General features: G+C 51.5%; 7 protein-coding genes. 5 read left to right on the top strand and 2 right to left on the bottom strand.

Annotated features, from left to right (window positions below):
- Positions 1–223 precede the first annotated feature (223 nt).
- On the bottom strand, positions 224–2665 hold the full coding sequence (locus DFR42_RS13345; RefSeq protein ID WP_245936951.1) for an outer membrane beta-barrel family protein: 2442 nt from the start codon (positions 2663–2665) through the stop codon (positions 224–226).
- Between the two features lie 422 nt (positions 2666–3087).
- Here DFR42_RS13345 and DFR42_RS13340 point away from each other — a divergent pair, with 422 nt between their 5' ends.
- The 3 genes from DFR42_RS13340 to DFR42_RS13330 all read left to right on the top strand — a co-directional run bounded on the left by DFR42_RS13340 (position 3088) and on the right by DFR42_RS13330 (position 7193).
- Positions 3088–6036 carry a TonB-dependent receptor plug domain-containing protein gene (locus DFR42_RS13340; RefSeq protein WP_211324303.1) on the top strand — a complete coding sequence of 983 codons (2949 nt, stop codon included), beginning with the start codon at positions 3088–3090 and terminating at the stop codon, positions 6034–6036.
- Between the two features lie 154 nt (positions 6037–6190).
- Positions 6191–6520: a hypothetical protein gene (locus DFR42_RS29225; protein ID WP_170133514.1), complete on the top strand. Its 330-nt coding sequence runs from the start codon at positions 6191–6193 to the stop codon at positions 6518–6520.
- Positions 6521–6557: 37 nt separating this feature from the next.
- Positions 6558–7193, top strand: coding sequence for a 2-dehydro-3-deoxy-6-phosphogalactonate aldolase (locus DFR42_RS13330; protein ID WP_110255449.1), 636 nt, complete (start codon positions 6558–6560; stop codon positions 7191–7193).
- Here the strand turns inward: DFR42_RS13330 and DFR42_RS13325 are convergent.
- A complete protein-coding gene (locus tag DFR42_RS13325; protein WP_211324302.1) occupies positions 7190–8875 on the bottom strand; it encodes a glycoside hydrolase family 43 protein in 1686 nt (561 codons plus the stop codon). The genes DFR42_RS13330 and DFR42_RS13325 overlap by 4 nt on opposite strands.
- 215 nt (positions 8876–9090) lie before the next feature.
- On the opposite strand from DFR42_RS13325, the gene DFR42_RS13320 reads away from it, so the two are divergent.
- Together DFR42_RS13320 and DFR42_RS13315 are read left to right on the top strand one after the other, a co-directional pair.
- Positions 9091–9468: a BlaI/MecI/CopY family transcriptional regulator gene (locus DFR42_RS13320; protein ID WP_211324301.1), complete on the top strand. Its 378-nt coding sequence runs from the start codon at positions 9091–9093 to the stop codon at positions 9466–9468.
- Positions 9458–10732 (top strand): M56 family metallopeptidase, encoded by a 1275-nt coding sequence (locus DFR42_RS13315; RefSeq protein ID WP_211324300.1) that lies wholly within the window; start codon positions 9458–9460, stop codon positions 10730–10732. The genes DFR42_RS13320 and DFR42_RS13315 overlap by 11 nt, the downstream gene beginning before the upstream one ends.
- The last annotated feature ends 25 nt before the right edge of the window (positions 10733–10757 follow it).

Raw genomic sequence — 10757 nt, 5'->3', positions numbered from 1 at the left:
CATGCGACATTGTCACTACAGAAACAGATGCGCTACCAGCCAGCTTAAGATGCCGCCATCAGGCAAACATTTACTTGATCTATGTCAAATTCTTGCCGACTCTGCCTGAAGGCAGGTACAGCACTGGCATCACTTTACCCCAAAACCGGGCTTTGCTTGCGAGAAGACGCAGGGAAAAACTAAAGCTGTGACTTTATTTGTCACATTCCCTGCAATATTCGTCTCACCCACGCGGTGGGCGGGGATTGCCGCCACCCGGTGTCACACCACCAAAGCGGTAAGAAAAGCCGACGTAGATCAGGCGGCCATCATAGCGGCGTATGCTTCTTTCTTTCAGGATATCAGTATCGACCTGGGTTTCTGTCTTGTTGGAATTGAAGATATCCGTCACATTCACTACCAGGTTCAGGCTCTTGGTGATGTTGTGGCGATAGCTGAAATTGGCCGTGGAATTGGGCTGGCGATAACCCTCGCCGGATACGGTGCGGCCCTGGCTATTGAGGCTCAGTTGCAGGTGATCATCATCACTGAGCTGATAATTGAACCTGCCGCGCACGCTCAGGGAAGTTGAAGGCCTGTGTACTTCTTGCCCGGCTGTGTTGATATAGGTTTGCTCACCAAACAAGAGATTGCCACTGGTGTTGATAGAAAACTTGGGCGTTACCTTGCCACTGAGGGTGAATTCCAGCCCGCTGGTATGGCTGCTGCCGCCATTCTCTGGCGTGGTCAGCAAGATGCCGCAGTCTGGCGTGGTCTGCACGATGTTGCAATTGTCTGACACGGTTTGTACTACGCCATTCTTGATGAAAGAGCGGCGATACACGATGGAATCACTCTCCTGACGGTAGTAGGCCCTGACATTCACATCCAGCTTGGCAACGCGGGTTTCATAGCCCAGCTCCAGAGAATCGGTCTGGGTGGGTTTCAGTTTGGGATTGCCGCTGGACGCATTCAGGTCATCACGATAGCTGATGAAAGGGTTGAGTTCAGCAGCACCTGCGCGGCGTATGCGGTGGGCATAACTCAGGCGCAGGGTGGTATCGTCGGAAAGTTTGTAGCTCGCAAAAAAGCTGGGTATATAGCTGAGGTAATGGTTTTTCGCACCGACATTGGCGCTCAGTTGTCGTATATCGATATGCGTGTATTCTGTGCGCAAGCCTGCCAGCACACCCCATTGCTCATTGATGCGCATCTGGTAAGAACCATATAGGGCCAGATTGCCTTCATCCAGGCTGTAGCGATTGGTCCTGCTGGCATTTACGGTCTGGCTATTGGTGACAGGGTTGATATCGAAATAAGCGGTATCAAATTCACTTTTATTATCAGCGATTTTATAACCCAGCTTGATGAGGCCATCATCATGCGGGCGCTCATAGTCACCAGTAAAATCGACCAGTCTTACATTACTGTTACTGTCTTGCAGGTTATACCTGTCAGAGATAAAGGCGGGCTTGACTGCATATACATTCGCATAATTGCTGACACTTTCATTCTCGGAGGAAGACACCCGCAAATCCAGTTTCAGATTTTCGCCGCTGATGTCACCCTTGTGATCAAGGCGTGCACCCCAGCTATAGCTGGTGCTGTCGCCTTTACGCTGGCTGGTACGTACATAATCACTGAACAGGCTACGGTCCACATTGTAAGACTGGTAGTGGTCTTCCGACTGCTGGTCATTGTTGCGCGCATTGTAGGCAAAATTGGCACCCAGGGTATCTTTTGCACCCAGGTTATACGTCAGCGCAGCGTTCAGGCCAGAGGAGTTGTTCAAGCCTTTTGCGCTGGAAGTCTGGGTGTTATGCGGTGTCGTGCTGAAACCGTCGAGACGGTCACGCACGGCTTCACCCACAGAATTACGGCCATCATGGCGGAAGTTGACACCACCCTGTATGCCCCATGCGCCTTCATGATAACTGCCAGAGAGTGCCGTGTTGTAGCGACCGGCAGAACCGCCATTGGCATTGATGACGCCAAAACCACCCGGCTGACGCGTGCGCCGCATGACCAGGTTGATGATGGGGCCGCCACCTGCCTCATTGCCAAATTGCGCACCTGGATTATTGATGACTTCGACCGATTCAATATCATTCGCAGGCATGGCCGCCAGCGTGGCTGCGCGGTTGTCACCCTGCAGCATCGCAGATGGCTTGCCATCGATAAGGATTTGCACCTTGGTGCTGCCACGCAGGCTGACCGTGCCATCCGGGTCTACATTGACCGAGGGCACATTGTTCAGGGCATCAGCGGCTGAGCCATTGGTGCTGCTGACATCGGATTTGACATCGTAGACCTGACGGTCGATACGATTACTGGGGCGTTCGGCTGTGACGGTAACTGTTGGTGCTTCAGCTTCTGGCGGCGATGCTGGTTTGGCATCCGGCTTGCTGTTTGACTTATCCTCAGATTTATTTTCTGGCTTGTTCTCTGACTTTGCTGGAGTAATTGGAGTAACAGGCGCAGGCTTGGCCGCAGCCGGTTTTTCTGCATTGCTTGTCGTGCTGACCGCAGGTTTTGCCGGATTGGCAACGGTCTGCGCCAATACTGGATTTACCCAGATGGTTTCAGTAAAAAGTGTGCCCAGCAAGAGGACACACAGGCGCTGCTTATGATGTGTAGATGTTGCTGCCAAAGCCATCGCCGGCTTGCTTTTTTTATAAGGTGTCATGGTTTTATTTGAGAGAGCTGCTTGGCGACGGCTTGAGCATCAGAGCGCAGGATTTTACCGTAGTTCAAAAATCAATCCATGTGCGAGGGGCTGCTTTATTCACTCCGTTACAAATCAACTAGTTCACCACCATCAAATTTAGCTAAACGTGAAGTTAAAAATATGTCGATGGCGTGACATTCATATACGACTTAGACTTTTTCATGTCGAATCAGGTGTGCCAAGCTCCACAAGAGTTTGCCAGACACCTCAATGATGTTGACTAGCAAAACATATTCAGATTCCCGATTTGTAAACAGACAAAAGCGCAAGCATACGCGAGAGCGGCATGCAGGGACCGCTCACGTCTGTCACCCGGAAACCTCAGCCAAACAGAGACCAGGAACATGAAAAACAGAAAAATGAAAATACGTGAGACAGTAATGACACGCGCACTTTGCCTGGCCTTTGGCAGCATGATGCTGCCTGTTGCCGTGCAGGCACAGGACAATACGCCAGAAGCCGAGAAGAATACGCAAAGGGTAGAAATTACCGGCAGCAGCATCAAGCGCATAGACAAGGAGCAGGCATCACCGATACAGATCGTCAAGCGTGAACAGATAGAACAAATGGGGGCCAGTACCCTGCAACAAGTGCTGGCAAATATCAGTGCCAATGTACCTGACCTGAAAGATTCGCAAAGCCTGTTTACTGGCATGGACGGCGCATCTTCTGCCAACTTGCGCGGCCTGGGCACGCAGGCAACCCTGGTCTTGCTGAATGGCCGCCGCCTGTCCAGCTATGGCGCAACCTATGGTTTCCAGTACCAGTTCGTGAATATAGATTCCATCCCTGTCGATGCGATAGAGAGGGTAGAAATACTGGCTGATGGTGCGTCGGCAATCTATGGTTCTGATGCGATAGCCGGTGTTATCAATGTCATCACCAAGACCAGTTATCGTGGCCTGGATGTGCGCGTGAATGCGCAAAAATCCATGCAGACCAATAGCAATGGCGAATATGGTGCCGCCTTTACTTATGGCTTTGGTGACCTCGCCAAAGACAAGTTCAATATCTTTGGCACACTCAGTTATTACCAGCGTGATGCGGTTTATCTGCCCGAGATATTGTCGTCCATACCTGACGACTACTACAAATATCATCCCAGTTTTTTAACGAATATGCGTATTACCGAAGGCAGCGGCCCCGGTGTGCTTAACCCCGGCACCCTGTTCGCCTTCAGTAGTGTCGGTACCAACCGCGCACCGGCCCAGGGTTGCCCCACCCCCCTGTCACTGAAGGCAGATGGCAGCAATACTACCTGCGCCTTGAATACCCTGAACCTCGGTAAATTCTGGGTGCCTTCATCCAAACGCACCAATGGCTTCATCAGCGCCCACTTTGATATCAATGACAATGTGCAAGCCTTTGCCGAGCTGGCTGTCACCCATATAGACCTCACTACCGCAGTGGGGCCGCCAAATTTCAGCAGTGGTGATTATCCTTCCTGGTATGCGCGTAATACGGGTGTCAAACTCAATACTCTGACCTTTCCTTATCTGTCAGCCAAAAATCCTTACAACACTTTGCCTGCAAAATTGCAGGGCAATATGGGTGGCGTTGCCGGTATTTCTTACCGCTTTCTTGATGCGGCGGGCCTGGCCAAACAAAGCACGGTGGATGATGAATTCCGCCTCGTTGCTGGCTTGAAAGGTAATACCGGCCGCTGGGACTGGGAAACTGCCCTGACCCTGGCAGAGACGCATAGCGTCATGAACCAGCGCGGCAGTAACCCCAGTGTCAGTGGTTTGCTGGCAGCGTTTGGTCCATATACTACTGACCCCAAAACCGGTTACACCATCATGAGTGATAACCCGGCGTATAAATTCGGTGTCGACAATGCCAGCAACCGTGCTCTGCTGGAAAAAATGTACCCGAATGTGCAATACCCCTCCTGGGACAAGGTCGCCAATCTCGATGGAAAAATTTCAGGCAAGATCGCCACCCTGCCCGCAGGTGACTTGATGATGGCCGCTGGCTTCAACCTCAATTATGAAAACTATTCCAGCCCTGGCGACACGGCAGCAGCGAATGGCGATATCTGGTGGCAGGGCGGTTCCTGGTTCAAGGGCCAGCGCACCAGCCAGGCCTTGTTTGCTGAATTTCTGGCACCCATCACCAGGAGCATAGAAGCTGACTTTGCCATCCGTGATGATAAATACCCCGGCTTTGACAATAACATCGTGCCCAAGGTCGGTCTCAAAGTGCAAGCCCTGAATACCCTGCTGGTACGCGGCACCTACTCAGAAGGCTTCCGCGCGCCCAGCCTGGCAGAGTCAGGCACGGGTGGCATCTATGCCGTGAGCCAGGTACAAGATCCCATACGCTGCGCGCAAACCAATGCGATTGCCGATGTACTCATGAAGTCAGCCAATGCCAGTGATGTCACAACCGGCAAAAACTTGCTGAACTCAGAATGCAGTGCCTATAACATAGGCGGCGTCACCAGCCCCAATTCAAAACTGATGCCAGAAAAAGCCAGGATATCCACAGTCGGCTTTGTCTTCCAGCCCACAAAAGACTTTGATATTTCTGCTGATTATTATTTTATCAATCGCAAAAATGAAATCAACCCGGAAAATTATAATCAGTTGCTGGAACGCGCCATCGCCAAATTTGGCCCTGACATAGCTGACGTGCCCGGTGTCATGCTGCGCACACCAGTCTCGCCGCAAGACAAGGCCAACCAGGGGCAGGCTGCTGCTGTGTGTGCCGCCAACCCTGGCTTGTGCAGCAAGCTGCCTGTCTATACTGTTGGCCAGGTGGGCGGCATGATAGGCAGTTATATCAACCAGTCACAAACCTTGGTTGATGGCTTTGATGTGAATGCCAATGCTCGTTTTGGCCTGGGTGAATATGGCCGCCTCAACCTCGGCCTGCAAACTACCATTGCCCGTCGTTTTATCGTCAAGGGTGCTGATGGTGAATGGCAAGAGAACTCTGTCGGTGCCTATAACAGCCCACGCATCACGGGCCGTTTCTCGGCCTTGTGGAATTACGGTCAGTGGGACCTGGCTCTCGCCGCCAACTACACCGGACCACAAAGGCTGCAAGGCGTGGGCGGCTGGTATGATCCATCCTACGATCAGGAGTCATGTGAAACGCGGCTGGATACACCAAAATCTTTGTGCAGCAAGGGTATAGCTTCCATCACGACCTGGACCAGTAATATTTCATGGCGGTTGAGGAAGGATATGAAGCTGGATTTGAATATTCAGAATCTGTTTAATCACAGGCCGGAATATGATCCGCGTGGGAATTATGGGGTTAATAATTATGATAATTTTTTGGGGAGGATAGTGAAGCTGTCGTTTAATTATCAGTTTAAATGAGGGTATGGATTAAGGACGAGGTCGAGTTCGTAGGTTTGGCTGGGCCTCGCTAGTTCTTAGGTTGGGCTATGTTTCACCAGCCCAACACTCGACCTCCGGTCAACGTATTCTTAAAAACGAAGCGATATTTCTGAGTTCGTTTTTAATTGCCTGCATGCGTTATTTAAGAATGCAGGCCGGTGGTAGACCGGCGGCTACCCACCTTTTTGTCTCGCCAAAAAAGGTGGGCCAAAAAGGCGACCCAGGCGTAGCCGCCCCTGCGGGGTTCCCGTTTGTGCAGTACAAAAAATGGGAAACGCCCGAAACTCGCTGCGCTCAAACACGGGCATTTCTCAATCCATTTTCTGTACTGCACAAACGGCGTCTACACATGGGAAATTCGGAAAGTCAAAAGCAAGGTCAAAAGCAACAGCAACAGCAACAGCAACACCAAATTCAAAACCCGGGTTACTTTACGTTCAAGAGTAATATATTCATCAAATAGCATCATCCATCTTATCAAGACAAGAACGAACAACACCATGCCCCCATCCACTAATTTTTCCACCTATCTCAATCCCATCCCCCTGGTCGCCATCTTGCGTGGCATCCAGACCCATGAATGCGAGGAGATTGCGCTCGGTCTGTATCAGCAAGGTTTTCGCTGTATAGAGATTCCCTTGAATTCGCCAGATGCCTTGCGCAGTATAGGTCTGCTGGCGAGGGCTTTGCCTGAGGATTGTTTGCTGGGGGCGGGGACAGTGCTGCGGCTGGAGCAGGTGGGGCAGTTGCAGGATGCGGGTGGGGGTTTGATTGTCATGCCGCATACTGATGTGAGCCTGATTGCTGCGGCCAGGCAGCGTGGTATGTGCAGTTTGCCGGGTGTGGCGACGATCAGCGAAGCCTTTTCTGCCCTGCATGCAGGGGCGGATGGGCTCAAGTTGTTTCCGGCAGAGTCGGTGCCGCCTACGGTCTTGAAAGCCTGGCGTACAGTCTTGCCTGCGGATTGCCTGTGTCTGCCAGTGGGCGGCGTCAAGCCGGCAGGCATGCAGACGTATCTGCAGGCAGGGGCGAATGGTTTTGGATTGGGGGCCAGCTTGTACCAACCCGGATGGTCGGTGCAGCAAGTCATGCAGGCGGCTAGCGGTTTTATTACTGCGCTGGCTGACAGGGATTAATTTCTTGTGACCCTGAAGTAATCAATGTCTACAAAATTATTCGCTGATGCAGGGCTATCGCTGCTGATGCTGAACAAGCCCATTTGCGCACCTACCCAGCGTCCCATGCTGGCAGTAAAACCGCTGCCAATTTCTATAAATTGCTGCTGGTCCGTACTGTAGTAGAAGCGGGTCTTGCCGCCAGCCTGTACCTGCATGCGCAAGTAGGCGATGTTGTTACTCCAGGGCAGGCTGGCCCGGACAGTTTCTGTGCATGGGGATGCAGACGCAGACGCTGCGGTCTTGCTGCATATGGACAACAATAATTCACTCCCCTGTTCTTGCTGGCGCACTCCCAGCCATGCATAGTTGAGGCCATACAGAATGAGGCCGCTGCTGCCACCATTCTTGAGTTGACTGATATCCAGTTTCACATCTACCGTAAATTGTTCTGATGGCAGTTTTTGTAGCAATAATGCGGGTGCATTGGTCAGACTTTTTTCGGCAGCAAAGCTGGCGTCGTATTGCGTGTACAGACGCAAATGATCTGACCTGGCTGCCAGGGAAAACCATGCGGCTTTCCAGTTGGCGTTCCATTGCCATTGCAGACCTAGTTCCTGCTTGTCGAATTCATCTGCGGTGGCTGGTTCTGCGAATGAAAAATTTCCCTTCAGCGGCATGGCGTGGCTGAGTACAGGTTCACCCCTGCCTGTATTGTTGATGTCTGCACCTATGACAGGCCAGCCATCTTTCCACTGCATGGGTTGCAGATGGACGATGCGGCCATAGGCGCGTTTGTCCTGGAAATGATAAAACCAGTCAGTACCTTGCGGCGTTTGCACCCAGGCACCCTGGTGTGGGCCATTGGTGGGCGAGGTGCCTTGCGCCATGACTATCCTGTCTTCATATGGACCTGCGATATGGCGTGAGCGAAAGACCGATTGCCAACCTTCTTCAACACCACCAGCCGGAGCAAATATATAGTAATAGCCTTGATGTTTATATAGCTTGGGGCCTTCCAGGGTTTTGTAATGGGGCAGCCTGTTACCATCAATGATGATCTGGCCTGCTGTATCGAGTATCCTGGTCGCTTCATTATTCATGCGGCGCAGGCTCAGTACATTGTTAAAGCCAGCACGGCTCCTGGCCCAGGCATGTACGAGATAAGCCTGGCCATCGTCATCCCATAAAGGTGTGGGGTCAATAATGCCTTTGCCTGCCAGCAGCAGATGAGGAGTGCTCCAGGGGCCGCTGAATTTTTCTGCCGTCATCACATAGATGCCCTGGTCAGGGTCAGGGTAAAAAATCCAGAAACGATGATTGTGATAGCGCAGGCAAGGTGCCCACACGCCATTGCCATGCTGCGGTCTGGCAAAATCTGCCAGCGGCAGTTGCTGGGGCAGGGCATGGCCAACCAACTGCCAGTGCACCATATCTGCCGATTCCAGCAAAGGCAGGCCAGGTGCGCTATTGAAGCTCGATGATGTCATGTAATAGCGATCGGCCACACGTATTACATCGGGGTCAGAATAATCGGCATGGATGATGGGGTTTTGATAGCTTGTTTTAACTGTATCAATTTCAGCGGCAAAGCCGGGCGTTGTCAGGCTGGCGATTAATAGACATGCTTGAAGGAGCCAGCTAAGGCTCCCGGTAAGACACCCGTTAAGGCAAGCCGTAAGACCAGCCATCATGCAAGTCATGACTGGCAATGGCCTCCAAATACAACTCTGCATACATCCTCTTTTATTTTGGTTGACCAGTTTAAAATTGGTAAGACCAATTATGCAAGTCTTGTTCTGTCCACGCAAGTGAAGTTTTTTACTGTTGTGTATTTATTTGTTGACTTGAATGATTACGCGTGTAATCATTAATTGTCGATTACATCTGTAAATGATTAATAATGCGGGAGACAATAATGAAAAACATCGCCATCAGCGAAGCAGAATCGCTGGTCATGGAAACTCTGTGGCAACGCCATCCCATGGCGGCTGAAGAGGTCAGCGCCATCCTTGTGCAACAGCAAGACTGGCAGGAAGCCACCGTCAAGACACTATTGAATCGTTTGCTGAAGAAGGGCGCGATCAAGGCAGAAAAAGACGGCAGACGTTTCCTGTATTCACCCTTCCTGAAGCGTGAGCAATGGCTGATGTGCGAGAGCAAGGGCTTTCTTGACCGCATGTTCAATGGCCGCATTGCACCTCTGGTTGCGCATTTCAGCGAGCAAAAAAAATTATCCAAACAGGACATCGCTGAACTCAAACGCCTGATAGGGGAGCTGGATGATGATGAATAATTTATTGCAGCCTGCCATGCTGGCCTGCCTGGTCACCAGCGTCCTGATTGTCTTCATTCTGTTAGTGCGGCAAAGCTTGCGTAAGCTGGCGGGTGCCAGTATCGCCTATCAGCTATGGGGCATTTTGCCTCTGAGTTTGATTGCCATGCTTTTCCCGCATCGCCAATATCTGGATATGGCAGCGATGCCTGACACGCCGGCAAGCCAGATCATTGCCAGCGTGCCTCTGCTAACCATAGCACCAGCCAGTATCTGGCCAAGCATGCTTGTCAGCGCCTGGATGATAGGTGGTATTGGTATGTTGCTGCTGTTTGGAATGCAGCACCAGCGTTTCTTGCGTCGCTTGGGAACTTTGACTCAATGCGAGGGTGTTTATCTTGCCAGTGATAATGATATTGGCCCTGCGCTTGCAGGTTGCTTCAAACCAAAAATCATCGTGCCAGCAGATTTTTTTGAACGTTATAGTGTGGCAGAACAGGCGCTCATCATCCGTCATGAACTGATGCATAAACGGCGCGGTGATGTCATTGCCAATAGCTTGTGCGCATTGCTGCAATGCCTTTTCTGGTTCAATCCCCTGATGCATATCGCGGCCAGAAGTTTTCGTCTTGATCAGGAACTGGCCTGTGATGCACTCGTGATAGCACAAGAGCCGCAAGCCAGGCGTACCTATGCCGAAGCCATGCTCAAAACCCAGCTCAGTATTACCCCCAGCGCCCTGGCCTGTCATTGGCCTTCCCACCATCCTTTGAAGGAAAGAATCATGCAATTGCAACAGTCAAAACCTGGTCTGTTTAAGCGTAGTGTTGCCTATATCATGCTGAGCGGTCTGTGCGCTGCCAGCGCCTACAGCGCCTGGGCCGTTACGCCAGCCAATGTGGTGCTTACTCCAGCCGCGCAAAAACAGGAGGCCATCAAAGCTGGCACCGATAGCTATCTCGTCAATACCAATATCAGTGTGGGCGGCGAAACACTTACTCCTACCGTCATCGTTGAACAGGGCAAGCAAGCCAGGATAGGTCTGACATCAAAAAGCCAGCAAGCCAAATGGGATATCAGCTTTACCCTGGTGCCAGCGCCTGAAGGCCAGTACAAAGATGCCGTCATCATCGACATGAAAGTTGAGAAAGATGGGGCACTTGTAGCACAGCCAAAACTCATCTCAGGCTTGAATCAAACAGCCACATTGCAAAAAGAAACGCCTGATAAGCAACTGGACTTTGATATCAAGATGACGGTCAGTCTGGCAAAGAAGACCAACTAAACAGTCCTTAATCTGACAGCAAGCT

Source organism: Undibacterium pigrum (assembly GCF_003201815.1).
Lineage (GTDB): Bacteria > Pseudomonadota > Gammaproteobacteria > Burkholderiales > Burkholderiaceae_D > Undibacterium > Undibacterium pigrum.
The sequence above is the reverse complement of the archived record's forward strand: the minus strand, read 5'-3'. Positions and strand labels throughout refer to the sequence as shown.